We start from the raw sequence: 25,198 nt of genomic DNA on the forward strand, positions 1-25,198 counted from the left end.
GGGTAAAAACTATGCATTTCCTTGTCAATTACCCTTTAAAATTGATACAATATTTCTGTGATCTAAAAGGATCATGAAAGAAAATCGGTTTTTTCCTAAAGGAGAGAATTCCACGTGAGTGAAATTATACATCGCACCAAAACACGCCCCATTAAAGTTGGAAACTTGACAATTGGCGGCAGTAATGAAGTAATCGTCCAAAGCATGACAACAACAAAAACGCATGATGTGGAAGCTACCGTTGCTGAAATCAAGCGGCTCGAAGAAGCAGGATGCCAGATCGTACGTGTTGCATGTCCCGATGAAAGGGCAGCAAATGCCATTTCCGAAATAAAAAAACGGATTAACATTCCGCTTGTAGTGGATATTCATTTTGACTATAAACTGGCATTAAAGGCTATTGAAGGCGGAGCAGATAAAATCCGCATCAATCCAGGCAATATCGGCCGCCGCGAAAAGGTTGAGGCGGTTGTCAGAGCTGCCAAGGCAAAAGGGATCCCTATCCGTATTGGCGTAAATGCCGGATCTCTGGAAAAGAAAATCATCGAGAAATACGGTTTCCCGACTGCGGACGGCATGGTTGAAAGTGCCCTTCATCACATCAAGATTCTGGAGGACCTGGATTTTCATGATATTATCGTCTCCATGAAAGCATCCGACGTTACCCTGGCCATTGAAGCATATGAAAAAGCAGCCAAAGCTTTTGATTACCCGCTTCACCTTGGGATCACAGAATCCGGAACTCTGTTTTCCGGCACCGTTAAAAGTGCTGCCGGCCTTGGAGCCATCCTCAGCAAAGGCATCGGAAATACCGTGCGCGTCTCCCTGAGCGCCGATCCTGTTGAAGAGGTCAAAGTCGCACGCGAAATTCTGAAATCATATGGACTGGCTTCCAATATGGCCACATTGATTTCCTGCCCGACATGCGGCAGAATCGAGATTGACTTAATCAGCATCGCCAATGAAGTTGAAGAATACATTCAAACCATTAAAGCGCCGATCAAGGTTTCTGTTTTAGGCTGTGCCGTAAACGGTCCTGGAGAAGCAAGGGAAGCTGATATTGGAATTGCCGGAGCACGCGGTGAAGGACTCCTGTTCAGAAAAGGGCAAATCGTCCGCAAGGTTCCTGAAGAAACAATGGTAGAAGAACTTAAAAAAGAAATCGATAAAGTGGCAGAAGAATATTTTGCCAAGCAAGCAGCAGAAGCAGCTGCCGCCCCTGCTCCTACAGTATAAAAAGAAATGACATACAAAAAGAGCTTGGTTCCAATCGGAGCCAAGCTCTTTTGCATGTCTAGAAAAACGGCATGATAAAAATGCCGATGATGATGGAAAGTGCCCCGATTCCAATTGACCAGGCACCAAGACTTAGCGCACCTTTTCTTTGGGCAATGAACCCCAGGATGATTCCTGCTGCCCCGAAAAGAATCGGCATGGTAAACAGCGAGAGAAGCGACAAAACCAAGGCAGCTATTCCTATGCCTGTGCCCGCTGTTACACTGTCGCTGTCTGTATCCTCAACAGGCACGCCAGCATCAACTGTTCTCCTGAAGGGAGTGGGAGGAGCGATTTCAGCAGCTGTTTCCTCTTTATAAACATCTGAAGCTTCAGCATCTCCATATATAGCCGCAGAAGGAGTGATTTCAGCCGAGGTTTCCTCATTATACCTAATGGAGGCTCCACGGTCTCCTTCTCGGGAATCTGCCTTAGAGGCACCGGCATCTCCATAAACAGCCGCTGTAGTTTCTCCGTTATCATAACCCACCTTTTGTTCTTCAGGCTTATGCTTCGGTGTAATCATCATTTCATCATCCACACTTGAATAGCGGTCATCATCCATTCCTGCATCCCTCACTTTCAAAATAGGAGCCTCTTTAGTGTATGTAAAAATCAAAAAAACACGTGAGAAAGAATTTGCGCAGAATGGATAATTTATCCGTTTAACGGAATTTTTTTAAACAACTTTTATATGGTACACTTAAAAATGGATTCTTAATTAGGAGCTGTACCCTTATGAAAAAACGTTTTGGCATTGATATTGACGGAACTGTCACAAGGCCGGATGCTATGGTTCCATTTATCAATAAGGATTTTCAGATGAACTTGGCATATGAAGATATAACAGAGTATGATTTAACCCCCTTTGTGCATGTTCCACCAGAAGATTTCTCAAAGTGGTTCAGTGAAAATGAACCGCTCATATATGCAGAATCACCGATTGCAGAAGGGGCCAAGAAGGTTCTTGGCGAGTGGATGCATTCTGCAGATCTTTATTTTATCAGCGCACGGCATAGCAAATTGCTTCAGATTACAGAAGAGTGGTTCAAAGCCCAAGGTCTTGGCTATCATCAAATAGAACTGATCGGCTCTCATGATAAAGTTGAAACGGCCAAAAGATGCAAAGTGGATTTATTTTTGGAAGATAAACACGATAATGCTGTTGCCATTTCGGAACAATGCAAAATTCCGGTGATTTTATTCGATACGCCTTATAACAGGCTCCCAGTCCCGGATTCTGTCATCCGGGTACACACTTGGCTTGAAGCGGAACAATGGGTGAAAAATTGGATGAAGCAATCCTGCTGAGAAAGTATCCGAATAGACAAAAAAACCATTGCGCAGTGCGGCAATGGTTTTATCTTTCAGTGCAGGCAATCCGGACAGTGTCCGTACACCTCGAATTTATGTCCTGATATATCATAGTTCTCCAGGTTTTCTTCAATGCCAGCCATCGGACAGGCCTTGATTTCTTTGGTTTTCCCGCATTTCATGCAGATAAAGTGATGATGGTGGCTATCATGCCCGCATGTAAAGCGGAAATGCTTCTCTCCTGCCAGTTCAGTGCTTTCAAATATGCCGAGCTCAGCAAATAGAGAAAGGTTCCGGTATATGGTATCAAAGCTTAACCCGGGGTAGTTATTCTTCATGTTTTCCAAAACATCTTTCGCAGTTAAATATTTTTCGCTCGAGGAAAAAAGCTGGAGCATTTCTTCTCTTTTCCCTGTATGCTTAAATCCATTTTCCTTCAACAGCTTCATTGCGGCTGAAACGTTCAAAGTATCACCTCTCCCCTCACGCAAAGCGAGACTTAATTTTATCCTTCAAAATAGACAGAATTAATATGATAACAGCGATCATGACAATGGTTCCGCCTGGCGCCAAATTAAGATAATAGGAAAAAAATAATCCCCCTACAACAGATATTTCGCCAAACAAAATGGAAAAAGAAATCATTTGCTTGAATCCCTTTGCAAACCGCAGGCTCGCTGCCACTGGTATGGTCATCAAAGAGGAGACAAGCAGAATACCGACAATCCTCATAGAAGCAGCAATGACCAGCGCCACCATAACAATGAATACAAAATGAATGAATTTAGCAGGAATCCCGGAAGCTTTAGCATGCTCCTCATCGAATGACAGAAGGAAAAGCTCTTTAAACAAAAGAAGCAGAACAATAATAACAACGAGCCCCACTGCTATTATCAGCCATAGATCCATCCGGCTGACCGCACTGACGCTTCCGAACAAGTAGCCATACAGATCAGCATTAAAGCCATTGGCAACCGAAATAAAGATTACACTTAAACCGATTCCTCCAGAAAGGATAATCGGAATGGCCAGCTCCTGATAATGCTTGTACACATTTCTCAGTTTTTCAATGAACAGAGAACCGAATACAGAGAAAGCCATCCCCATATACATGGGATTGAGACCGGCAAGCGCTGCGAATTTTTTTTCAAGAAGCAGGCTGAAAGCAATTCCCGCAAGCGCAACATGGCTCAGTGCATCGGCAATCATCGACATTCTCCTTACCACAACAAACACACCTAGCAGCGGTGCCAGGACACCGATGATGATGCCCGTAAGAAAGGCATTTTGTAAAAACTCAAATTGAAATATACCCGAAATCATGGGTTATCCTCCACAACATTAATGATTATGATTTAACATTTGTACGCCCGGCCCATACACGTCTGAGAGTTCTTCTTCATTTAGCGCCTGATATTCCCCCGCATTTCCATGAAAATGCAGTTTTTTATTCAGGCATGCCACATGGGTGACTTTGTCAGTGACTGTACCAACATCATGCGTGACTAAAAGAAGGGTAATTCCCAAATCCTTATTCAGCATTTCCAGCATCTCATAAAACTGGTGGACATTTTGAGCATCCACACCGACAGTCGGCTCATCGAGAATCAGCATATCCGGTTCACTGACAAGGGCGCGGGCAATGAATACCCTTTGCTGCTGCCCTCCGGACAATTCACCAATGTTTCTCTGCTGAAAAGACAGCATTCCTACGGAGTCCAGTGCTTCTAATGCCCTTTTTTTATGCTCGCTTTTTGCAAATCTAAAGAGGCCGATTTTTTTGGTCAATCCGCTCAGCACAACTTCCAGCACGGTTGCAGGAAATCCTGAGTTGAAGGAATTGGCTTTTTGGGATACAAAACCCACCCTTTGCCAGTCCCTGAAATTCCTGATATCCTGGCCAAAAAGCTCAATCGATCCTTTTTGGAGCTTTAGCAGTCCCAGCAGGAGTTTCAATAGTGTAGACTTTCCCGACCCATTAGGTCCGACAATAGACAAAAAGGCGCCTTGCGGAACGGACAGGGTTACATCCTCTAGTACAGTATCTTTTGCATATTTATAAGAAAGATCTGTGACCTTGATAACCGGTTCTTTTTTCATCATTTCCAAAGATATCACCTATTTTATAAGAATCATTACGATTTACCTTTCGTAGTATAAAGGAATTATATTCAATTGTAAAGAAAACGCTCTGTTCTTTTTAAGGGCACTGAAAACATTCTTTACAGGATAGTGTTTGATAAATTGAGCGGAGAACAGTTGACTCTCGTTCCAGGATGATTCCCTTTCCGCAGGGGCTAGAGGTGACTCGCACCTTACATCCCAACCCTCCTTAGTGCGATTAAACCAACTTCTGGGGAGGGAATCCATTTTAAAACGACTCTTTTCTTTTGGCTCTTTTTTTAAGGCTCTTTTCTTAAAGATTGTTGTTTTTTTAATTTGTTATGTGAGGCGTTCCCATTGTCAAGTCAGGTTGATTGGAGCGTAAGGTGCGAGACTCCTGCGGGATTAGCAGAACAGATGAGACCCCGCAGGCGCAGCCGAGGAGGCTCACCGCCTGCCCGCGGAAAGCGAGAATCCTGGAGCGGAAATCAACCACCCTGTTCCATAGCAGCAAAGTTTATGAAAACAGCTTTTTAAATATTTATAATGGAGGCCATCTTTTCTTTCTTCGATCAATCTTTTCATTTTACCTGTTCACATACCCATATTTTCCTCATATGTTACATTGAGGAGGAATGGCATGAAACTATTAGAAATGATGGTCAACCATAAGATTAACAACATGAACCCGGACGATTTAATTTCCATAGGCAGGCAGTATGGAGTTCAGCTGAACCAAACCCAGGCTAAAGGAATCACTCAGCTGCTGGCCGGGAAAAACATCAATATCTTTGATCTATCTCAAAGGCAGCAGGTCCTGCAGCAAATCTCCGCAATTACTGGTACCGAAACTTCAAAAAAAATCGAATCTATATTCAAGCAGCTGACAAACAGCTGACAGTCTTGCTTAAGCTATCATTCATAGGAAAAACGCCGGCCTGATTCAGGACGGCGTTTTTCTGATTAAAACTGACTATTCAGCTGCCAAGAATTTTATCCAGCAGATTGCTGTCGAATTCTTTGCTTTTCAGCATGTCAATTTCATGTTTATACGGGGCTTTCTTGTTGTTCTTATCTTCGCCGACAAATGGGGTTTCAAGGATTTTCGGTACATCCATTAACTGAGGGTGGTGAATGATATAGCTTAATGCATCAAACCCAATGTATCCGAAACCGATATTCTCGTGGCGGTCCTTCCTCATGCCCCTGTCATTTTTACTGTCATTAATATGAAGAACCTTGATCCGGTCGATCCCGACAATTTTGTCGAACTCATTGAGCACTCCATCGAAATCTTCCTTGATATTGTAGCCAGCATCATGTGTGTGGCAAGTATCAAAGCAAACGGAAAGCTTATCGCTTAAATTCACACCATCTATAATCATGGCTAACTCTTCAAAGCTTTTTCCGCATTCAGAGCCTTTGCCGGCCATCGTTTCAAGTGCAATCTGCACATCCTGTTCTTCTGTCAGCACTTCATTTAAGCCTTCGATAATTCTCTTGATTCCTGCCTCAGTCCCTGCCCCCACATGTGCACCAGGGTGAAGGACAATCTGCCTTGAACCCAGCGCAGCTGTCCGTTCAATTTCACTGCGTAAAAAATTCACGCCAAGTTCGAATGTATTGGGATTTTCAGTATTGCCGATGTTTATGATATAAGGAGCATGCACTATGATTTCATCAATGCCATTTTCCTGCATATGCAGCAAACCTGATTCTATATTCAAATCCTCGATTTTTTTCCTTCTGGTGTTTTGAGGCGCACCCGTATACACCATAAACGTATTAGCGCCATAAGAAACAGCTTCCCTGCTAGAAGCAAGCAGCATATCCTTGCCGCTCATCGAAACATGTGACCCAATCTTAAGCAAACTCCTCAACTCCTATCTGAAATGCGTAATCGCCCTGAAAGCCTCGACCAGCATAATACAGCATGCAAAAGAGAGCGATCTTCCTCTCTATTGCAGGATGGCTTATGACCTCGAGAGGCTGGGCGATGCAGCTGGACAACCTGAAATGCGTAATCGCCCTTTTAATAACGAAAGACTAAGAACGCCGCGTCCTGCGGGCCTTATTTAGATTTATTTTTCAAACGGCGCTCGCGTTTTTTAATGTCTTCCACTTGACGCTGAAATTTCTTTTTATAGCCTGGCTTGACTTTGGCATGTTTCTTATTTGTTGAAGCGAGGCTTTTCGCTTTTGTATCAATGGATGATTCTTGTCTTTTGCGATTTTTCCGTTTGTTCCGCTCATCGATTTCCATCCATTCCCCGTTTTGCAAATCCACGTCTTTAAATACAACGCCCATCTTTTCCAAACGGTTTAAAGCATCTTCGTCTGAAATATCATAAATGGTAGCCGCAATGCCAGAATAGCCAGCCCGTGCTGTTCTTCCTGTTCTGTGGATGTAAAAATCAAGATCTGATGGAAGCTCGTAGTTGATGATATGGCTGACACCTTCAATATCGATTCCCCTTGCAGCAAGGTCTGTTGCTACAATATATTGATAATCAAGACTATTGATCTGCTTCATCATTTTTTTACGGTCACGCGGGCTTAAATCGCCGTGTATGCGTCCCACACGCAGTCCCTTTTCAATCAGTGCGTCTGCAACCTTATCGGCCATCTTCTTTGTGTTAGTGAAAATGATGGCTAAATAAGGATTGTACTGTACAGCCAAGTCATGAAGAAGCTGGATTTTATCACGGTGGCGAAGCGGCACAAGAACATGCTCAATGTTTACAGCAGTTGCCTGTTTAGGATCCACATGCACATGTTTAGGATTTTCCATATACTTTTTCAAAAATGGCTTAAGCTTCTCAGGAATGGTTGCAGAAAATACAAGCATCTGAATGTGCTGGGCCATACGTGAAGCAAATTTATCAACATCTTCTATGAATCCCATATCAAGCATAAGATCTGCTTCATCTACCACAAGAACAGTTGCGCTAAATACCTGCAATGCCCCATCTTCCACAAGGTCCTTAATCCGCCCAGGCGTACCGATTACAAGCTGCGGCTGTGATTTTAATTTATCAATGACTCTTTGCTTGTCTGTTCCGCCGATATAACAGCGGACATTGAGCGGATTTTCCTTTGGGAAATGCTCAGCAATCTTTAAAGCTTCTTTATAAATTTGATTAGCCAGTTCTCTGGTGGGTGCTGAAATAATGGCCTGAACCTCATCTTTTGAGGCATCGAGCTTATTCATGATCGGCAAAAGGTATGAGTGTGTTTTGCCTGTTCCGGTTTGTGATTGTCCGATAAGGCTCGTCCCTTTTAATACAGAAGGAAGCACTCTCTCCTGTATTTCGGTTGGCTTATCAAACCCCAGTGATTTAACTGCATCTATAATATAGTCATTTAACTGAAAACGTTCAAAATTGTTTTGCTTCATCGATTATCCATTATCTCCTTTATCCAGTCAGGCTATCGAAGGCGGACGATCGCAGCCATAGACATGTCCTGTTATTATAATAAACAATAGCTCATTTGCGCAAGAGCCTCAAACAGCCAGTATAGCAGATTAAACTGGCAATATCACGATAATTCAATAAAAAGGAGGGCTTTATCAACCTTCACTCCTTTCCCTCCCTTCTGCCAAAAAGTCTGTATAAACACTTGCCCAGGGGCACAGCGGAATTTTTTGTCTGCGTCTTTCAGGGTTAAACCTTTTTGGCAGTACTGCATATTTTATAGTGTCAGCATATACACTATATTTTTTTAAAGAGGAGGGAAAATATGCCCCCAGGAAGAAATTTTCCGCCCGGACAGGGATTTGGCATGGGCTTCCCCAGGCAACAGGGAGGAAGCATGGCCCGCCCGCAAATCCCGAGAGGCCCGGCCAGTACACCATCACCAGGAAGGCAGCCCGGCAATAATGGTTTCAGCCCTTTCGGCGGTTTTCAAAACAGCCGCGGAGCGCAGTCTGCTCCGCCAGTACAAAAACAAGGACTTCTTTCAAAAATCCTTGGCGGGAGCCGGCAAAGCACTAATATGTTTGCCCCGCCGCAGGCAGCAGGTGCAGCAGCCGCAAAAAGCGGAGGGATTCTGGCAGCCATAAAAAATCCAACCGGAATTACATCCATGCTCAACAATACTCAAAAAGTACTCCAGGCAGCAGAACAATTCGGCCCCATGGTGCAGCAATACGGTCCTATGGTAAAGAATATTCCATCGATATGGAAAATTTATAAAAGCTTAAAATCCACAAATACAGATGACAGCAGCAGGGACACAGAAAAAATGGAAATCTTGACGGACACTTCCGAGGATAAACAGGATACTAAGACAAAAACAGCAGACACAGCAGAGGCAGCGGAGAAAAAAACAGCTGAACCCAGCAGGAAGAGCAGCCAAAAGCAAAAAGGCGGTTCATCTCCAAAGCTATACATTTAACGGAAGTATGAGAATGCATGATGTCTTGCATTCTTTTTTCTTTTACCAATTAAAAGCTGCGAAACTTTCTTACACTTCAGGCCCGCGCCAGCCCTTCTGAAGGATTCTTTGAAATATCATTGAACCCCTTGTATAATAAGGAAGAACAGACATAGAGCGATATGTCCTGAAGGAGGAAATATATGAAAGTCATGAAGATATCTCCGCGCGGATATTGCTATGGTGTGGTCGATGCCATGGTAATAGCCAGAAATGCGGCTTTAGATAAAACATTGCCACGCCCGATATATATTTTAGGGATGATTGTTCATAACAAGCATGTAACTGACGCTTTCGAAGAGGAAGGCATCATTACACTTGACGGAAGCAACCGCAAAGAAATCCTGGAACAGGTTGAAAGCGGCACAGTCATTTTTACAGCTCATGGCGTTTCTCCGGAGATCAGGGAGATTGCTAAGCAGAAAGGGCTTGTATCCATTGATGCGACCTGCCCGGATGTTACATCCACACATAATCTGATTGTCCAGAAAAAAGCAGAGGGCTATCAGATTATATATATCGGCAAAAAAGGCCATCCTGAACCGGAAGGCGCGGTTGGTGTAGCACCAGATGTGGTTCACTTGGTGCAATCAGCCAGTGAAGTTGAAGAACTGGCACTAGAAAGCGACCGTATTATCGTAACCAACCAGACAACCATGAGCCAGTGGGATGTTGCGGAAATCATCGAAAAGGTCAAGGGAAAATATCCTCATGCTGAAGTTCATAAAGAAATCTGCCTTGCTACACAGGTCCGGCAGGAAGCAGTAGCAAACCAGGCCGGAGAAGCAGATGTACTGATTGTTGTCGGAGATCCCAAGAGCAATAACTCCAACCGGCTTGCACAGGTATCACAGGAAATTGCCCACACAAAGGCATTCAGAATCGCAGATATTTCCGAATTGAAGCGGGAATGGCTTAAAGGCGCTGAAACAGTCGCAGTAACAGCAGGAGCTTCTACTCCAACGCCTATCACCAAAGAGGTCATTGCTTTTCTTGAGAAATTCGATCACCAGGATGAGACAACCTGGAATACGGAAAAGAAAGTTCCTTTAAATAAGATACTCCCGAAAATCAAAGCACCAAAACCTTCAAAGACCATTTAATAGACAAAAAAAGAACAGCCGGAGGAATTCCAGCTGTTCTTTTTTTGTCATCTTTCAGGTTTTGTCCATTTAATAGGATTATAGAAAAATAAATGGATCTGTATTCAATTCAGAAGCAATATATTCGACATCATATTTTTTCTTTATAGAAGAAGCAGCCATTACCTTCGCAACACCTTTTTTCATAACCTTTTCGACATTGTGCCCAGGATCCACAATATTCAGGCCTGTCATCATGGCATCATGTGCTGTGTGATAATACATATCTCCAGTAACATACACATCTGCACCTTTATAATTAGCAGCCGTGTAATATTTATTTCCGTCACCGCCAAGAACAGCTACCTTCCTGACTGTGCTTTCCAGGTCGCCCACTGCACGCACGCCTCTCACGTCCAAAGTTGCCTTGACATGCTCAGCAAACTCCCTCAGTGTCATAGCCTGCTCTAAGGTACCAACTCTCCCCAGTCCCAGTGCTTCGCCTTTATTTTCAAGCGCATAAATGTCATAAGCTGGTTCTTCATAAGGATGAGCCTTCAGCATAGCTGACAGAACTCTTTTTTCCAAGTCTTCAGGGAAGATTGTTTCAATCCTGACTTCATGAACAGATTCTAAAACTCCCTGCTGCCCAATGGCCGGATTTGTTCCATTTCCCGGCAAAAACCTGCCGACACCTTCACCTGTAAATGAACATTCGCTATATTCTCCTATGGCTCCGGCACCTGCTTGCGCCAGGACATTTCGGACATCACTTTCTGCATCTTTCGGGGCGTACACAACAAGCCTCTTCAGCTGTGTTTGATAGGTAGGTGAAAGAACCTCAGTATTCTGCAGGCCAAGCGCTTCAGCAAGCAGGTCATTTACACCGTCTTTCGCAACATCCAAATTTGTGTGTGCTGCATACACAGCAATATCATGTTTAATTAATTTATCAATGATTCTGCCTGCCGGGGTATTCGTGATGATTTTTGCAAGAGGGCGGAATATAAGAGGATGATGGGCAATAATCAGCTCCACGCCCTTTTCTATCGCTTCATCCACAACACTTTCCAGCACATCAAGCGCAATGAGGACCTTTGTGACAGGCTTATTTAAATGGCCGACCTGCAGGCCGATTGGATCTCCCTCCATTGCATACTTCTTAGGGGAAAACTGTTCAAAAAGCTCAATCACTTCCCAGCCATTCGGTGTTTTCATATTCCTAATGCCTCCTCTGCCATTTTTATTCTCGCAAGCAGCACATTTCTTCTTTCCTCTGTTTCCGGATTAGGGGCAACTGCAGAAAGCTGTCCGGAAATCTTTTTCCAATGCTCTTTTTCCAATGTCCACCTTTTGATAAAAGCATCATTTTTTTCTTTCATAAGGAATGGGCCGAACAGCAGGCCTGATTCCTTTTCTTCACCGTACGGTTTTAATGGGTCACCAGGTTCAGCAGCAAGTATTTCATAAATTTTCCCGTCTTCTTCAAGGATTTCTTCATCAACCAATTCCCAGCCGTTTTCTATTAGCCACATACGAACATGGTTTGCCCCCACATTGGGCTGGAGAATAAGTTTTTTTACATTGCTCAGCTTGGTTTTCCCATTTTCCAGGATGCTTGAAATAAGCGCGCCTCCCATGCCGGCTATGCTGATAGCTGTAGCTTCGCCTGGTGACAGCACCTCAAGGCCGTCTCCCTTTCTGACAGCAATGTGTTCCCCAAGTCCTGTTTCACTTACTTTATTGCAGGCAGATTGATAGGGTCCCTCACTGACTTCTCCTGCTATAGCCTTTTTCACAAGGCCCTTTTTCACTGCATAACAAGGCAAATAAGCATGATCGGACCCGATATCAGCCAATATGCTGCCTTCCGGGATATGTATAGCAACACGCTCAAGGCGCAGTGATAATTTTTCGTGGTTCATGATATCAACTCTCTTAATTAAATTTACTTGATACAGATCTGCCAATCTCCGTATGGTCCGGAAAATCTGCAGGAATTACAAATTATATTATACCCTGAAACCACTAGGAATCCATAGCCTGTATATCAATACGAAAAATGAAACGTTTACAAAAAAATGGCTGACTGGTTTATATAGAAAACCATCAGCCATTTTTTATATTATTTGAGTCCGTGGATAAATTTAGCCATCTTATCGATGCTGCCAGCTTCCACCAAACCAGCAGGCATTGCCCCGCGGCCATTTGTAATGACATTCTTGACCTGTTCTTCAGACAAATGCTCTCCTACCCCTTTTAATTTCGGCCCTACCTTGCCCTGATACTGATCTCCATGGCAGGTAATGCAGGTTGTTTTATAAATTTCTTCCGGACTGGCTGATGCAGTTTGCCCAGTCTTTTCTTTTCCCCCGTTTTTCTGTTCGTCAGCCGCCTGCTTTGCGTCACCAAGGCCTTTAAAAGAAAGCATAAACATAAGACCGATACCTAAAACCATGATAAGCAAAAACGGGATAAGTGGATTGCGATTCATAGATTTACCTCCCCTATGTATAACCTGTTCTGTTCAATTAACCATAATATTCATGCAACTTTTATTTTACTTGAAAATGGAAGACAGGAAAAGCCCTAAAGCTTAAGTAATTAAATAAATTTGAAAATTCGTCAAATTCCATGACTTTTTTGAATATAATAATTTACAATTAAATATTTTTTATTTTCAAAATATACTGTATAATTTACTTATAAAGAATAAGACCACGCAAGCCCCCAGAATCCCTGCGATGATGAAATAAGGCAGTTTCAGCTTCCTGCCTGCAAACACCCAAATCATGCACTGAAGCAGCAGGAGAATATATAAGATTCCGTGTTTATGTGATGACAGCTGCCCTGCCACTGTAACCGTTTCCAAGAGAAGCAAGAAGGCACATCCAATTAGCGGAACCTGAAATAGGGTCTTTTTATTAAAAAGTAAATAGGCTATAGCTGCTAACAGGAGCACAGAAAAAGTTAAAAGGGAAATTTGCAATCCCTCTGGGAATTCAGTAAAATAATTCAAAAATAGATTTAGGGCAACCAGCAGGCCCACTATGATGCACAGCCATAGCTTTATGTAAGACTTTCTCGGTTTGGGCTGGACAGATTCTGCACCCTCGCTGTAGAGGGCAAGAAGGTAGTCACAATATGTATCTGGAAGCATCCTGTTTTTCTTCCAGTAGCTGATTTCGTGAATGATAATTTTCTTTCGCTGCTGATCCATTTCACCGGCACATCCTAAAATAAAATCATTTCTGTTTATATCGGCCATTTAACCTTAAGGTTTGAGGCAGTCATAAAAAATGCCTCCAAAAATCATATGAAATCAAGCCGCAAAAAAGGAACAGCTCCATACTGAGGCCGAACCTTTTATGCGGTAATCCATATCATTTTTATTGGAGGCTGAGGCAGTCATTCTAGCTTATTCTACTCCAGGAAATCCTTAAGACGCTTGCTGCGGCTGGGATGCCTAAGCTTGCGAAGCGCTTTTGCTTCGATTTGGCGGATACGCTCACGGGTAACGCCAAAGACCTTGCCGACTTCTTCCAGAGTGCGTGTGCGGCCGTCATCTAAACCGAAACGCAGCCTTAAAACATTTTCTTCACGGTCAGTCAGTGTATCAAGAACATCCTCAAGCTGTTCCTTGAGCAGTTCGTATGCAGCATGTTCTGACGGAGAAGTTGCATCCTGGTCTTCAATAAAGTCTCCAAGATGTGAGTCATCTTCTTCACCAATCGGTGTTTCAAGGGAGACCGGCTCTTGAGCAATTTTCAGGATTTCCCTAACCTTTTCAGGAGTCAGATCCATATCCTCAGCAATTTCTTCCGGTGAAGGTTCACGGCCAAGATCCTGAAGAAGCTGTCTTTGCACACGAATCAATTTATTAATGGTTTCAACCATATGCACAGGAATACGGATTGTTCTTGCCTGGTCAGCAATCGCACGGGTAATTGCCTGGCGGATCCACCATGTGGCATAGGTACTGAATTTATATCCCTTGCGGTAATCGAACTTTTCAACAGCTTTGATAAGACCCATATTTCCTTCTTGAATCAAATCCAAGAACAGCATTCCCCGTCCAACATAGCGTTTTGCGATACTTACTACAAGACGCAGGTTCGCTTCTGCCAAACGTCGCTTGGCTTCCTCGTCACCCTCTTCAATCCGCTTTGCAAGTGATATCTCTTCTTCAGCAGACAAAAGATCAACACGCCCGATTTCCTTAAGGTACATACGGACAGGGTCATTTATTTTAACACCTGGAGGAACACTTAGGTCATTCAGGTCAAATTCTTCTTCTTTTTCCAGCTGCTGTACGTTTGGATCGTCATCGTCCTCTTCTTCATCTTCGCTTTCAGTCAGGACTTCAACCCCGTTATCACCTAATAATTCATAGAACTCATCCATTTGATCAGAATCTAATTCAAAGCTGCCAATGCGCTCTGCAATTTTTTCCAGCGTTAGAGAACCCCGCTTTTTGCCAAGCTCCAATAACTGCTCTTTCACCTGATCAAGATTTAATTCATTATCAACTTCTTTGGAACGTGCTGGTTTCTCAGCCATGTGTTCCCCTCCTTCCAAGACTTACACCCTACACTAAAGTAACTTGCGCATTTTAATGATTTCCATGGCAATCTGTGCTGCCCTGATATAATCACTGCGCCGCTCTGCTTCCTTTTCTTCGGCCTCTTTTTCTTTTATCTTTAACAATTTTTCATATTTCAACACTTGATTTATATAATCAGTCAGTTCTTTATCGGTAACTTCCTCATTTACTGACATCATTTCTATTTCAGAAACAATTCTTCTCAAGTTTTGATCAGGCAAATAGGTTAGAAAAAAGCTGGTGTCAGCTTCATGACCGTCTTCATAAAATCCATATAAATAAGTAATGATTGCCTGATGCGCATCTAAGTTGAGAACAGTGCTGCCGAGCATCTGCTGAATTTTTGCTGCAGTTTCTTTACTTTTCAGCATATGTGCAATCAGCTTAATTTCAGCATTATGATAAGCAGGCTTTAATTTATTCTCATATTGAAGGGTTATCCTTTTTTCTGAAGGAACCGGCACATTTCCCTTTTTCCTTTCAGAGAAAAAGACCTGCCTTTGCTGGTTTTCAAGCGCATCCAGAGACAATGAAAATTCCGAAGACAATTGGCGGAGGTAGTGATCCCTTTCCACCGCATTTTGCAATCTGGAAATCTCCTTTAATATCTCTTCAATATACTGAATGCGATCTCCTTCATTATTAAGGTTTTTTCCCTTTCTTAAATAATGCATTTTAAAGGCCATGTATGTTAAACTAGCCCCTATTACTTCAGAAACAAAGCTTTTTTCACCATATTTCTTTATGTAGTCATCGGGGTCAAGGCCATCCGGCATTTGTGCAACCTTAACCTGAAATCCATTCTCGTTAAGCATGATGGATGCCCTGTTTGCTGCGTGAAGACCGGCAGAATCGGAATCATAGCATATTAATACCTGGTCTGTATTTCTTTTAAGCAATTGAATATGCTGATCTGTTAAGGAGGTCCCCATCGTTGCAACGGAGTTTTCAACTCCTGCACGTACAGCCGAAATGCAGTCGGCGAATCCTTCAAAAATTACAGCCTGTTCTTTTTTTCGGATATGCGGACGTGCCTGATGGAAATTATATAAAATTTTGCTTTTATTAAAGATTGGCGTTTCAGGGCTATTTAAATATTTGGGCTCATCGTCCCCCATTGCTCTCCCGGAAAACGCAATCGTATTCCCCTGATGGTCGGTGATCGGAAACATGATCCTGTTTCTGAACCGATCAAAGTAGGTTTGATCTCTTTCCCTTTGAATCGTAAGGCCAGCCTTTTCCAGAATATCCTCTGTATAACCTCTTTTTGTTAAAAATTTATAGACAAAGTCCCATGAGTCAAGAGAATATCCAATCTGGAATTTTGTGATTGTTTCTTCGGTAAAGCCCCTGTTCAGCAGATATTCAAGAGCCTCTTGGCCTTCTTTTGTATTTACAAGCAAATGATGATAGAATTTCTTCAAAAGGTCATGCGCTTCAATCATCTGCTGTGATCCAGGCGGCATATTCGATCTAGCAGAACCTTTATTTATTTCAACATCCAGGGGAACATTCCCTTTTTCGGCCAAGATTTTTGCCGCTTCCAGAAAACTGCAGCCATCTATGTCCATTAAAAATGTAAAAACGTTTCCGCCTGCCCCGCACCCAAAGCAATGGAAGATCTGCTTATCAGAAGAAACTGAAAAAGACGGGGAATTTTCACCATGAAAAGGACAAAGGCCGAAATAATTCCGCCCTTGTTTTTTTAGCTGGACATATTCGCCGATAAAGTCGACAATGTCTACAGCTTCACGAATTTGATTAATTTTTTCATCTTCTAGTCGGGCATTGGCCATATTTTCACCTTGCGATCCGGTGTTAGTATTATTTCGATAAAGAATCATGAATTCCTGCAAAGTTCGACAAAATATTCATAAGTGCACTGGTAAAATGATTTCTGTCTTCTTTTGTAAAAGCCTTAGGCCCTTTGGAATGCTTTCCCTGCCTTCTGAGCTTTGCAGATAGATAGCGCATATCAAGAAGCGCAGAAATGTTATCTTCTGTATACTCCATTCCCCGGGGCGAAAGAACATAAACTCCTTTTGGAAGCAGTGTCCCAGCTAATCCGATATCGGCTGTAACGACCAAATCGCCTCTTTTCGAAGAATTGACAATTCGAAGGTCTGCCGCTTCTTTATCTGCATCGACATACACCCATCGCCCGCCAGAAGGATTATTCATCATATTTTTATATGACGCCACAAAACAGACACTGATATCGTACACCTCTGCACATTTTAAGATCTCTTCTTTTACAGGACATGCATCCGCATCCACATAAATCGATGGATTAATATCCATATTTTTAAATTCTACATCTTTCTGCATTATCCTTTTTTTCTCCTCGCATTTGTTAGGGATACTACCGCAAGCTGTCGAATTATTTTATGGAGGAAACCTTGACTTCTCGCTATTTATAGTTTATTCCGTAATAATTAACTCTAAACCTCAAGAATACATTTTTCACAATTTTTTATTATAGTACATTTCCCCCAAAGAAGCCAACAAAAAAACTTGGGAATAAAAAGCGCAAGCGCCTGGTCAGCCTCGACTAGCATAAGACGCGTAAGAATAGAAGGCGCTCTTTGCCTTCTCTTCTTGCGTGACTTATGACCTCGAGAGGCTAGGCGCTGGAGCTGGATTACATAAAAAAAGCGGATGCGCCTTGACCAAGGATCAAAGACTAAGAACGCCGCGTCCTGCGGCAACGTCTTTGTGACCCCCATCCTGGGGGCCTAAGCAAATAGGGTTTTGGACTTGGAAGGCGTTCTTTGCCTTCTGAGGCCAAAACATCTTTTAAGGACCGAAGGCTAAATCCTCTGCATCCTGCAGAAACGCCTTCATGACCTGCTTCCTGCAGGCCTCAGCAAGCTAGGCGCTGAAGCTGGATTACATAAAAAGCGCAATATGCGGTGCAGAAAAAGAAAAATGCAGAAAAAGAAAAGGAGCCGCACATACGGGAACGGGCTCGCATTCTGGAACTCCATTTTCCATCTGGAAATTCCAAGTATCTTGATTATTTATGTGATTTTTATATCTGTTATGTATCCGGAAAATACTGTGTTCATCCGCTATACATTTTGCTCTGCAGCCAACTCCATTATATGCTGCGGTTTTGTATGATATTAATAATTGTATTGGCCATTTCTTCGACAGCTTTATTCGTCACGTCAATGATCGGGCAGTTCAGCCGGTCCATGATTTCATCAAAGTAAATTAATTCTTCTTTAATTCTTTCCATGTTGGCATAGATGGCATGATCATTCAGGCCAAGTGATTTTAACCGCTCCCTGCGGATGAAATTCAGTTTCTCGGGACTGATTTTCAGCCCAATGCATTTTTCCGGCGGAACCAGGAACAGCTCTTCCGGAGGGTCCACCTCAGGCACAAGAGGCACATTGGCTACTTTGAATCTTTTATGGGCCAAATACTGTGAAAGCGGGGTCTTGGACGTCCGTGAAACGCCGACAAGTACAATGTCAGCCCTCAATATGCCTCTTGGATCGCGTCCGTCATCATATTTCACTGCAAATTCAATGGCTTCAACCCTTTTGAAATAATCATCATCAAGCCTTCGGACCATGCCGGGTTCATTAAACGGCATAGATTCTGCTTTTTTCTGCAAAATACTAAGAAGCGGACCGAGAATGTCATAGTAAAGGATATTTTCTTTTCTCGCACGATTAATCATATATTCCCTGATATTCGGTTTAACAAGCGTAAAAGCAATGATTGCATTATTCATCTTTGCCAGCGAGATGACATCTTCAATATTTTGCACATCATCTACATAGGGAATCCTTTTGATGGTGAAAGTTGCTGCTATAAATTGGCTCGCCGCCGCTTTGGTTACTAATTCCGCTGTTTCCCCTACTGAATCAGATACAACATAAATCATAGAACCCTTCATAGGATCTCCCATTCCCCCAGATAAGCCCTCTTAGTAGCTGCTATCAGCCAATGACAAGAAAGCTTTGGTAATATTCGTTTTGGTAATTCTTCCGGTTACTTCAAACCCATTATCCGTTTCTCTGACAACCGGCAAAGCATCAATTTGCTTTTCGATTAATTTTTTAGCAACATCCATTAAAAGATCCTCTTTCGTGCACATTGTAATATTGGGCATCCTTGTCATGATGACATTAACAGGTACAGAAGAGAGCTCCTGTTTCCCTATACTTGCCCGCAGTAAATCCTTGCGCGACAAAACCCCGACAAGAAGGGAGTTTTTATCTACCACAAATAGCGTACCGACATCTTCAAGAAACATCGTGACGATTGCATCGTAAACAGATATGCTTTCTGTTACAACGACAGGAATGGACTGATAGTCTTTAATAATTAGGCTGTTCAGACTATCCGTCAAAAGCTGGCTCCCTGATTTTCCTGTGTAAAAATATCCGACCCGGGGACGTGCATCCAAAAATCCGGACATCGTCAAAATAGCGAGATCCGGCCTTAGTGTAGCCCTGGTTAAGTTCAGCTGTTCTGCAATATGTTCTCCCGTGATGGGTCCATTGTCTTTAACGATTTGTAAAATGCGCTCCTGGCGCTTGTTCAGCTCGATCATATTCACCGCCCCCCTGCTCTAGCAGAGAAAAGTAATAGGTTATACTATATGTAATTATTATATACTATATATTTCAAATGAAAAGGGCTTCTCACCATACTCCGACCGAAACCATACAAAAATAAACGGACACCTTGCCCTTAATGCTCTGCGAGGCGTCCGTTTATCAAAAGCCTTATATCATCCGGCAATAATTTTATTCATGGCCGCAAATTGTGAAATGGTGCTGCTGATTTCTTTCATAAGAGACAATCGGTTATTCCTCAAGTCTGCTTGATCAGCCATGACCATAGTATTGTCAAAGTATTGTTCAATTTCCGGTCTTAATGACAACAGCAAATCAATGCGGACCGTTTCATCTGATGCGGCTGCATATTCAGCAGACACAGACTGGTATTTTTCATATAAAGCTTTTTCTTGTTCATTTTCAAACAAAGAAGAATCTACAGGCACTTGTTGTTCGCATTTAACCGCAATATTCATTACGCGGCTCAGCGCTTCCAAACCTTCTTTAAAGCCTTCCTCGCCGTTTTTGCTTTCCAGTGCCTCAGCACGTTCTGCAATAGATGAAATCCTGCCGATTTTATCGAACAGCAAAGCATCGATCAAATCATAGCGGATGCCTTTTTCATTCAATAAATGTTTGACCCGGGCTTTGAAGAAAGTCAATAAGTCACTCTTGACCTCAGAAGCTTCGCGCTTTAGAATGCCCTTTCCTTCAATAGAAGCCAAAGCAAGGTCCATAATTTGCTCTGCTGTCAGGTCCCACTTCTTTTCGAGCAAAATCTGAACGATTCCGCTCGCCTGCCTTCTTAGGGCATAAGGATCCTGGGAGCCTGTCGGAATAACGCCAATGGCAAAGAAGGATGCAATCGTGTCCATTTTTTCAGCAACGCTCAGCACTGCTCCGATGCTGGATGATGGAACACTGTCATCTGCATGCCTCGGCATATAATGTTCGTTGATCGCCTGTGCAACTTCGCTTTTTTCTCCTTTGATCAAGGCATATTTTTCTCCCATATACCCTTGAAGCTCCGGAAATTCATAAACCATATGTGTCACAAGATCAAATTTCGCAATCTCAGCCGCACGCAATGCAGAAGCCTTTTGATCGCCAAGTTTCAAAGCATCAGCCAAATCTCCAGTCAGTGCCCCCACACGTGCAGTTTTTTCAGCAAGTGTTCCAATTTCTTCATGATAGACTATAGAATCCAGCTTTTTGAGCAAATCGGAAATCTCTTTTTTCTGATCTTCCTTGTAGAAAAAGTTTGCATCCGATAATCGTGCGCGAAGAACCTTCTCATTGCCTCGTGCAACCGTGTCAAGGTGCTGATCATTTCCGTTCCTTACGGTAACAAAGTAAGGCAGCAGCTTGCCGTCCTTGCTTTTAACCGGAAAATAGCGCTGATGCTCTTTCATCGAGGTAATTAGGACCTCAGCGGGCAGCTCAAGAAACTCTTCTTCAAAATGGCCAAATAAAACCGTAGGAAATTCGACCAGGTTATTTACTTCTTCAAGCAATTCCTCATCAACCGGAATCACCCAATTTTGTTTTTCTTCGAGCTTTGCAATCTGATTGCGGATCGTATTTTTACGAAGTTCCGGTTCGGCCACAACAAACTGTTCTTTCAGAGATTCTGCATAGCCGGACGGGGAATCAATCGTGATATCTTCTCCCAAAAAGCGATGGCCTCGTGTCGTGCGGCCTGTTTCTACATCTGCGATAGCAAACGGAATGATTTCTTCTCCGAACAATGCGGCAATCCATTTAATTGGACGGACGAAACGAAGATCCTGGTTAGCCCAGCGCATGTTTTTCGGGAAAGTCATTCCAGAGATAATGTCTTTAAGGTCATGAAGCAGCTCATAGGTTGCTTTGCCTTTTGTAAATTTATTAATGTGCACATATTCAATGCCATTAATCTCTTTAAAGTAAATATCATCAACAGTAACGCCTTGTCCTCTTGTAAATCCGGCTGCCGCTTTGGACCAATTGCCGTTTTCATCCAATGCGATCTTTTTCGCAGGACCCTTCGCTTCTTCTTCTTTATCATGCTGGGATTCTGCTACATCCCTGATCAAAAGTGCCAGTCTCCGGGGTGTGGAGTACATGGTTGCTTCGCCAAAATCAATCGCTTTTTCGGCAAGCCATGATTTCACTTTTTCTGCCAGCTGTTCCATCGAGGATGTGACAAAACGGGCAGGCATTTCTTCTAGGCCAATTTCAAGCAATAAATCACGCTTGTTCATTAAAGAACCTCTCCCTTCTGCTTCAAAATCGGGAAGCCGAGCTTTTCCCGCTCATCATAAAATGTTCTTGCGATTTTCCTTGCTAAATTCCGGCAGCGTGCGATATAGCCAGTTCTCTCCGTAACCGAAATCGCGCCCTTGGCATCAAGCAGATTGAAAACATGAGAGCATTTCAGCACATAATCATAAGCAGGGTGTACAAGCCCTTCTTCCATTTGGCGGTCTGCTTCTTTTTCATACATATTAAAAAGCTTGAAAAGCATATCTAAATCAGAGGTTTCAAACGTATATTTCGAATGCTCATATTCCGGCTGTCCGTATATATCGCGGACAGTGAATCCATCCGTCCATTCAAGTTCAAATACATTTTCCTTATCCTGAATGTACGAAGCAAGGCGTTCGATTCCGTAAGTGATTTCCACAGATACAGGCTTGCATTCAAGGCCGCCTACCTGCTGGAAATAAGTAAATTGGGTGATTTCCATCCCATCAAGCCAAACTTCCCAGCCAAGGCCAGCACAGCCAAGGGAAGGATTTTCCCAGTTATCTTCAACAAAACGGATGTCATGTTTAAGCGGATCGATTCCAAGGGCACGCAGGGATTCCAAATATAGCTCCTGAATGTTGTCAGGCGACGGCTTCATAATCACCTGGAACTGGTGATGCTGATACAAGCGGTTCGGATTTTCCCCGTAACGTCCGTCAGCAGGGCGCCTGGAAGGCTCTACATAGGCAACACTCCATGGTTCTGGCCCAATTGCACGCAGAAACGTATACGGACTCATTGTGCCTGCCCCTTTTTCAACATCGTATGCCTGCATCAGGATGCATCCTTGTTCAGACCAATGCTTTTGCAAAGTTAAAATCATGTTTTGAATATTCATCATGCACCTCCAAATTATTTGCACTTCTTAAGGCAAATGGCAGAAAACACAAAAAACTCCCGCCACTATGCCTTGTAAGCATAGGGACGAGAGTTACCCGCGGTTCCACCCTATTTGCCGTGAAGTCACGGCCTCTTTTCTGCAACATGCAGCACGTAATGCTCCGGAATGCCTTCGCTGATTATCCATACCCCGGCTTGCACGGTCCCGGGTTCGCTATTATGGAGGGAATCAGGTACTACTTTCCATCAACGCAGCTTAACTATCAGTACTGAAAATTTTAACGAATGTATGAGCCATTGTCAACTGCAGGGTTCAACTTTTAAAACATGTCTTTCATGTTGTCCATTTGTTTTAAAAACCTTTTGGATTTAAGGTGGATGCCTGAGTATTCTTCATAATAGGCATCTATGACTTTTTCAAGCTCTTTTTTTGTTTCAGGCTTAACCGATATATTACCGAGCCGGGATAAATCAAAATAATAAAACAGTCTCAGCAATTTTAGGGCTTGCTGTGAAATTTTAATATGATAAGGGTCTTTATCCAGGCACCGGTGGCAGATAAAACCGCCTTCCCGAATGGAAAAAGAAAATTCCCCTTCGGTTTCACCGCATATTGCACACTGGTTAAGGGTCGGATTCAATCCATTGACCGGAAGCATTTTCATTTCAAAAATGAACTTGAGGACCTCAGCATCATAGCCTTCGTTTATGTAATGAAGGGTTTGGTAGAGCAATTCAAACAAAAAGGGATTCGGGTTTTTATCGTCTGTGCTTTTATCAAGCAGCTCGACGATATATGAGGCATATGCAGTTGAAAACAAGTCTTCCCTGATCGACCTCATCGAATCAATCGTTTCCCCCTGCTGAAGGCTTCCCAGCCCGCTTGATGTCTGGACGAGAAAATAACCGTAGTAAAATAACTGAGTGACAGAGGAGAGCCTGCTTGTTGATTTATGGGCTCCCCTTGCCATTACTCCGATTTTCCCTAATTCACGTGTATATAAGGTAATTATTTTATTGCTTTCTCCATAATCCATCCGGCGTATGACAATGCCTTCACACTTTTTAAGCAAGACAAGTCACCATCCCATTCATATGGCAAGAAAAATCTAGAATATAGGAAAATCAGCATCTGCTAGTTCTGCATCTGTACTTTCGGGTCTTTCCTGTCTTTCCACCTCTATTTCTTTAAAAAGAAGATAGGTGTCAACATTACCTGTCTGAGAGAAAACCTTCCAGGTAAAATCCAACATAATAAAGCCCACCTTTCGTGTACTAGCATTTTAATATTTTGCCCTATAAGATTATCTTGGCCTTTATGCACATTTTCATGTGACGTAAAAATTGCTAATTTTTAATACTCATCTTCATTGAAGCCATAGTCCCTAAGCTGGGACATTTTGTTGCGCCAATCCTTTTGGACCTTAACCCACAGCTCAAGGAAAACCTTGGATCCCAGCAGATTTTCAATATCTACTCTTGCCCGGCTCCCGACTTCCTTCAGCATTTTCCCCTGTTTGCCAATGACGATGCCCTTCTGCGAATCCCGCTCAACAACAATTGTGGCCATTACATTAATCGTTTCACTATTGTCCATCTTCTTAATGGAATCAATGACTACAGCCACGGAATGCGGAATTTCCTCACGTGTCAAATGAAGGACCTTTTCACGGATCAGCTCTGAAATGATAAAGCGTTCAGGATGGTCTGTGACCTGGTCGGCCGGGTAAAATTGCGGTCCTTCCGGAAGATGCTTTTTGATTTGATCCAGAAGCGTCTCCACGTTATTCCCTTCAAGTGCTGAAATAGGAACTACCGATTCAAAAGGATATAGCGCCTGGTATTTTTCAATCAGCGGAAACAGTTCATCCGGGTGTACCTGATCAATTTTGTTAATCACAAGAAAAACGGGTGTTTTTACCGTTTTCAGCTTTTCAATGATGAACTCATCACCGCGTCCCAGACCCTCTTCTGCATTGATCATGAAAAGAATTAAGTCGACTTCCTTCAGCGTGTTTGTAGCGACCTTCATCATAAAGTCGCCCAGCTTATGCTTTGGCTTATGGATTCCCGGCGTGTCTATAAAAATCATCTGGGCATCCTGCTGGGTAAGCACTCCCTGCACTTTATTTCTTGTTGTTTGCGGCTTGTCGCTCATAATGGCGATTTTCTGGCCGATTACCCTGTTCAAAAACGTGCTTTTTCCTACATTCGGCCGTCCAATGATGGATATAAAACCTGATTTGTAGCCTTTCGCCTGTGTATCATCAATTAAGTTATTCATTTAAATCCTCCGGTGAAAAAGCTCCTGGCAGCAATTCCTCTACTGTTAATTCTTTAATATCCCCATTCAGGTTGGTTAAAATTACTTTCATTTCTCTCGGGCACAGCTCTGATATGACCTGCCTGCATGCTCCGCATGGGGGCACAGGCCTTTTGGTGTCTGCCACTACCGCTAGTACCTTATAATCCCTATCTCCTTCAGACAGCGCCTTAAAAATTGCTGTGCGCTCTGCACAATTGCACATGCTATATGCTGCATTTTCGATATTGCAGCCATGATACACCTTGCCGCCTTCTGTAAGAAGGGCAGCTCCCACTGCAAATTTAGAGTAAGGCACATAAGCTCGTTCCCTTGCTTTCTTCGCCTCTTCCATTAACATTTCCAGTTCCATTTT

General features: G+C 43.0%; 26 protein-coding genes. 5 read left to right on the plus strand and 21 right to left on the minus strand.

Annotated elements, in window-relative coordinates; translation table 11 throughout:
- Positions 1-123: 123 nt before the first annotated feature.
- Entirely contained in the window at positions 124-1,236 is a 1,113-nt protein-coding gene (gene ispG / locus ACN6MY_RS17975; protein WP_419884206.1) for a flavodoxin-dependent (E)-4-hydroxy-3-methylbut-2-enyl-diphosphate synthase, read from the plus strand.
- Between the two features lie 58 nt (positions 1,237-1,294).
- Here the strand turns inward: ispG and ACN6MY_RS17980 are convergent, their stop codons facing one another.
- The gene (locus ACN6MY_RS17980) at positions 1,295-1,855 is read right to left on the minus strand and encodes a DUF4190 domain-containing protein (protein WP_419884207.1); all 561 of its coding nucleotides are present in this window, start codon (positions 1,853-1,855) and stop codon (positions 1,295-1,297) included.
- Between the two features lie 158 nt (positions 1,856-2,013).
- Between ACN6MY_RS17980 and ACN6MY_RS17985 the strand changes: the two genes are divergently transcribed.
- Positions 2,014-2,586: a 5' nucleotidase, NT5C type gene (locus ACN6MY_RS17985; RefSeq protein ID WP_419881409.1), complete on the plus strand. Its 573-nt coding sequence runs from the start codon at positions 2,014-2,016 to the stop codon at positions 2,584-2,586.
- 56 nt (positions 2,587-2,642) lie between these two features.
- Here the strand turns inward: ACN6MY_RS17985 and ACN6MY_RS17990 are convergent, their stop codons facing one another.
- From ACN6MY_RS17990 to ACN6MY_RS18000, 3 genes are read right to left on the minus strand one after another with little or no spacing between them, the layout of a single operon-like run.
- Positions 2,643-3,056 carry a Fur family transcriptional regulator gene (locus ACN6MY_RS17990; RefSeq protein ID WP_419881410.1) on the minus strand — a complete coding sequence of 138 codons (414 nt, stop codon included), beginning with the start codon at positions 3,054-3,056 and terminating at the stop codon, positions 2,643-2,645.
- Positions 3,057-3,072: 16 nt separating this feature from the next.
- A complete protein-coding gene (locus ACN6MY_RS17995; protein ID WP_419881411.1) occupies positions 3,073-3,912 on the minus strand; it encodes a metal ABC transporter permease in 840 nt (279 codons plus the stop codon).
- An 18-nt stretch (positions 3,913-3,930) separates the two neighbouring features.
- On the minus strand, positions 3,931-4,692 hold the full coding sequence (locus ACN6MY_RS18000) for a metal ABC transporter ATP-binding protein (protein ID WP_419881412.1): 762 nt from the start codon (positions 4,690-4,692) through the stop codon (positions 3,931-3,933).
- Between the two features lie 640 nt (positions 4,693-5,332).
- Here ACN6MY_RS18000 and ACN6MY_RS18005 point away from each other — a divergent pair.
- Positions 5,333-5,590 (plus strand): DUF2624 family protein, encoded by a 258-nt coding sequence (locus ACN6MY_RS18005; RefSeq protein WP_090989121.1) that lies wholly within the window; start codon positions 5,333-5,335, stop codon positions 5,588-5,590.
- A 79-nt stretch (positions 5,591-5,669) separates the two neighbouring features.
- Here the strand turns inward: ACN6MY_RS18005 and ACN6MY_RS18010 are convergent, their stop codons facing one another.
- Both ACN6MY_RS18010 and ACN6MY_RS18015 read right to left on the minus strand, forming a co-directional pair.
- Positions 5,670-6,563 (minus strand): deoxyribonuclease IV, encoded by an 894-nt coding sequence (locus tag ACN6MY_RS18010; RefSeq protein WP_419881413.1) that lies wholly within the window; start codon positions 6,561-6,563, stop codon positions 5,670-5,672.
- Positions 6,564-6,763: 200 nt separating this feature from the next.
- The gene (locus tag ACN6MY_RS18015) at positions 6,764-8,089 is read right to left on the minus strand and encodes a DEAD/DEAH box helicase (protein ID WP_419881414.1); all 1,326 of its coding nucleotides are present in this window, start codon (positions 8,087-8,089) and stop codon (positions 6,764-6,766) included.
- Between the two features lie 344 nt (positions 8,090-8,433).
- Between ACN6MY_RS18015 and vrrA the strand changes: the two genes are divergently transcribed.
- Entirely contained in the window at positions 8,434-9,090 is a 657-nt protein-coding gene (gene vrrA, locus ACN6MY_RS18020) for a VrrA/YqfQ family protein (protein ID WP_419881415.1), read from the plus strand.
- 182 nt (positions 9,091-9,272) lie between these two features.
- A complete protein-coding gene (locus ACN6MY_RS18025) occupies positions 9,273-10,232 on the plus strand; it encodes a 4-hydroxy-3-methylbut-2-enyl diphosphate reductase (protein ID WP_419881416.1) in 960 nt (319 codons plus the stop codon).
- A gap of 78 nt (positions 10,233-10,310) precedes the next feature.
- Here the strand turns inward: ACN6MY_RS18025 and ACN6MY_RS18030 are convergent, their stop codons facing one another.
- The 15 genes from ACN6MY_RS18030 to ACN6MY_RS18100 all read right to left on the minus strand — a co-directional run bounded on the left by ACN6MY_RS18030 (position 10,311) and on the right by ACN6MY_RS18100 (position 25,195).
- Positions 10,311-11,429 carry a Nif3-like dinuclear metal center hexameric protein gene (locus tag ACN6MY_RS18030; protein WP_419881417.1) on the minus strand — a complete coding sequence of 373 codons (1,119 nt, stop codon included), beginning with the start codon at positions 11,427-11,429 and terminating at the stop codon, positions 10,311-10,313.
- Positions 11,426-12,136, minus strand: a complete 711-nt coding sequence (locus ACN6MY_RS18035) for a tRNA (adenine(22)-N(1))-methyltransferase (RefSeq protein WP_419881418.1) — start codon at positions 12,134-12,136, stop codon at positions 11,426-11,428. The genes ACN6MY_RS18030 and ACN6MY_RS18035 overlap by 4 nt, the downstream gene beginning before the upstream one ends.
- Before the next feature lie 200 nt (positions 12,137-12,336).
- A complete protein-coding gene (gene cccA / locus ACN6MY_RS18040) occupies positions 12,337-12,705 on the minus strand; it encodes a cytochrome c550 (protein WP_419881419.1) in 369 nt (122 codons plus the stop codon).
- Positions 12,706-12,891: 186 nt separating this feature from the next.
- Entirely contained in the window at positions 12,892-13,431 is a 540-nt protein-coding gene (locus tag ACN6MY_RS18045) for a hypothetical protein (protein ID WP_419881420.1), read from the minus strand.
- A gap of 203 nt (positions 13,432-13,634) precedes the next feature.
- Positions 13,635-14,771, minus strand: a complete 1,137-nt coding sequence (gene rpoD / locus ACN6MY_RS18050) for an RNA polymerase sigma factor RpoD (RefSeq protein ID WP_071353052.1) — start codon at positions 14,769-14,771, stop codon at positions 13,635-13,637.
- A 33-nt stretch (positions 14,772-14,804) separates the two neighbouring features.
- Complete coding sequence (gene dnaG / locus ACN6MY_RS18055) at positions 14,805-16,610, minus strand: DNA primase (RefSeq protein WP_419881421.1); 1,806 nt, start codon at positions 16,608-16,610, stop codon at positions 14,805-14,807.
- 28 nt (positions 16,611-16,638) lie between these two features.
- Positions 16,639-17,142 (minus strand): YaiI/YqxD family protein, encoded by a 504-nt coding sequence (locus tag ACN6MY_RS18060; protein ID WP_256213030.1) that lies wholly within the window; start codon positions 17,140-17,142, stop codon positions 16,639-16,641.
- A gap of 772 nt (positions 17,143-17,914) precedes the next feature.
- A complete protein-coding gene (locus ACN6MY_RS18065; RefSeq protein ID WP_419881422.1) occupies positions 17,915-18,724 on the minus strand; it encodes a pyruvate, water dikinase regulatory protein in 810 nt (269 codons plus the stop codon).
- Between the two features lie 30 nt (positions 18,725-18,754).
- Positions 18,755-19,384 (minus strand): helix-turn-helix transcriptional regulator, encoded by a 630-nt coding sequence (locus ACN6MY_RS18070; protein WP_083392035.1) that lies wholly within the window; start codon positions 19,382-19,384, stop codon positions 18,755-18,757.
- A 180-nt stretch (positions 19,385-19,564) separates the two neighbouring features.
- A complete protein-coding gene (gene glyS, locus ACN6MY_RS18075; RefSeq protein ID WP_419881423.1) occupies positions 19,565-21,634 on the minus strand; it encodes a glycine--tRNA ligase subunit beta in 2,070 nt (689 codons plus the stop codon).
- The gene (glyQ, locus tag ACN6MY_RS18080) at positions 21,634-22,518 is read right to left on the minus strand and encodes a glycine--tRNA ligase subunit alpha (RefSeq protein ID WP_419884208.1); all 885 of its coding nucleotides are present in this window, start codon (positions 22,516-22,518) and stop codon (positions 21,634-21,636) included. The genes glyS and glyQ overlap by 1 nt, the downstream gene beginning before the upstream one ends.
- Before the next feature lie 322 nt (positions 22,519-22,840).
- Complete coding sequence (gene recO, locus ACN6MY_RS18085; RefSeq protein WP_071350113.1) at positions 22,841-23,593, minus strand: DNA repair protein RecO; 753 nt, start codon at positions 23,591-23,593, stop codon at positions 22,841-22,843.
- 36 nt (positions 23,594-23,629) lie between these two features.
- Positions 23,630-23,773, minus strand: a complete 144-nt coding sequence (locus ACN6MY_RS18090) for a YqzL family protein (protein ID WP_071350114.1) — start codon at positions 23,771-23,773, stop codon at positions 23,630-23,632.
- Positions 23,774-23,874: 101 nt separating this feature from the next.
- Entirely contained in the window at positions 23,875-24,804 is a 930-nt protein-coding gene (gene era / locus ACN6MY_RS18095) for a GTPase Era (RefSeq protein ID WP_419881424.1), read from the minus strand.
- A complete protein-coding gene (locus ACN6MY_RS18100; protein WP_419881425.1) occupies positions 24,797-25,195 on the minus strand; it encodes a cytidine deaminase in 399 nt (132 codons plus the stop codon). Before ACN6MY_RS18100 ends, era begins: the two co-directional genes overlap by 8 nt.
- Positions 25,196-25,198 lie beyond the last annotated feature (3 nt).

This window comes from Peribacillus sp. B-H-3, assembly GCF_048572925.1.
In the GTDB taxonomy this organism is placed as follows: domain Bacteria; phylum Bacillota; class Bacilli; order Bacillales; family DSM-1321; genus Peribacillus.

What these genes read in the sequence shown, in the direction of transcription:
- ACN6MY_RS17985 (WP_419881409.1), top strand. Translation starts at nt 2,014, where the DNA reads ATGAAAAAACGTTTTGGCATTGATATTGACGGAACTGTCACAAGGCCG.
- ACN6MY_RS17995 (WP_419881411.1), bottom strand. Translation starts at nt 3,912, where the DNA reads ATGATTTCGGGTATATTTCAATTTGAGTTTTTACAAAATGCCTTTCTT.
- ACN6MY_RS18000 (WP_419881412.1), bottom strand. Translation starts at nt 4,692, where the DNA reads ATGATGAAAAAAGAACCGGTTATCAAGGTCACAGATCTTTCTTATAAA.
- ACN6MY_RS18005 (WP_090989121.1), top strand. Translation starts at nt 5,333, where the DNA reads ATGAAACTATTAGAAATGATGGTCAACCATAAGATTAACAACATGAAC.
- ACN6MY_RS18015 (WP_419881414.1), bottom strand. Translation starts at nt 8,089, where the DNA reads ATGAAGCAAAACAATTTTGAACGTTTTCAGTTAAATGACTATATTATA.
- vrrA (WP_419881415.1), top strand. Translation starts at nt 8,434, where the DNA reads ATGCCCCCAGGAAGAAATTTTCCGCCCGGACAGGGATTTGGCATGGGC.
- ACN6MY_RS18025 (WP_419881416.1), top strand. Translation starts at nt 9,273, where the DNA reads ATGAAAGTCATGAAGATATCTCCGCGCGGATATTGCTATGGTGTGGTC.
- ACN6MY_RS18030 (WP_419881417.1), bottom strand. Translation starts at nt 11,429, where the DNA reads ATGAAAACACCGAATGGCTGGGAAGTGATTGAGCTTTTTGAACAGTTT.
- ACN6MY_RS18035 (WP_419881418.1), bottom strand. Translation starts at nt 12,136, where the DNA reads ATGAACCACGAAAAATTATCACTGCGCCTTGAGCGTGTTGCTATACAT.
- cccA (WP_419881419.1), bottom strand. Translation starts at nt 12,705, where the DNA reads ATGAATCGCAATCCACTTATCCCGTTTTTGCTTATCATGGTTTTAGGT.
- ACN6MY_RS18045 (WP_419881420.1), bottom strand. Translation starts at nt 13,431, where the DNA reads ATGGATCAGCAGCGAAAGAAAATTATCATTCACGAAATCAGCTACTGG.
- rpoD (WP_071353052.1), bottom strand. Translation starts at nt 14,771, where the DNA reads ATGGCTGAGAAACCAGCACGTTCCAAAGAAGTTGATAATGAATTAAAT.
- dnaG (WP_419881421.1), bottom strand. Translation starts at nt 16,610, where the DNA reads ATGGCCAATGCCCGACTAGAAGATGAAAAAATTAATCAAATTCGTGAA.
- ACN6MY_RS18060 (WP_256213030.1), bottom strand. Translation starts at nt 17,142, where the DNA reads ATGCAGAAAGATGTAGAATTTAAAAATATGGATATTAATCCATCGATT.
- ACN6MY_RS18065 (WP_419881422.1), bottom strand. Translation starts at nt 18,724, where the DNA reads ATGAAGGGTTCTATGATTTATGTTGTATCTGATTCAGTAGGGGAAACA.
- ACN6MY_RS18070 (WP_083392035.1), bottom strand. Translation starts at nt 19,384, where the DNA reads ATGATCGAGCTGAACAAGCGCCAGGAGCGCATTTTACAAATCGTTAAA.
- glyS (WP_419881423.1), bottom strand. Translation starts at nt 21,634, where the DNA reads ATGAACAAGCGTGATTTATTGCTTGAAATTGGCCTAGAAGAAATGCCT.
- glyQ (WP_419884208.1), bottom strand. Translation starts at nt 22,518, where the DNA reads ATGAATATTCAAAACATGATTTTAACTTTGCAAAAGCATTGGTCTGAA.
- ACN6MY_RS18090 (WP_071350114.1), bottom strand. Translation starts at nt 23,773, where the DNA reads ATGTTGGATTTTACCTGGAAGGTTTTCTCTCAGACAGGTAATGTTGAC.
- era (WP_419881424.1), bottom strand. Translation starts at nt 24,804, where the DNA reads ATGAATAACTTAATTGATGATACACAGGCGAAAGGCTACAAATCAGGT.
- ACN6MY_RS18100 (WP_419881425.1), bottom strand. Translation starts at nt 25,195, where the DNA reads ATGGAACTGGAAATGTTAATGGAAGAGGCGAAGAAAGCAAGGGAACGA.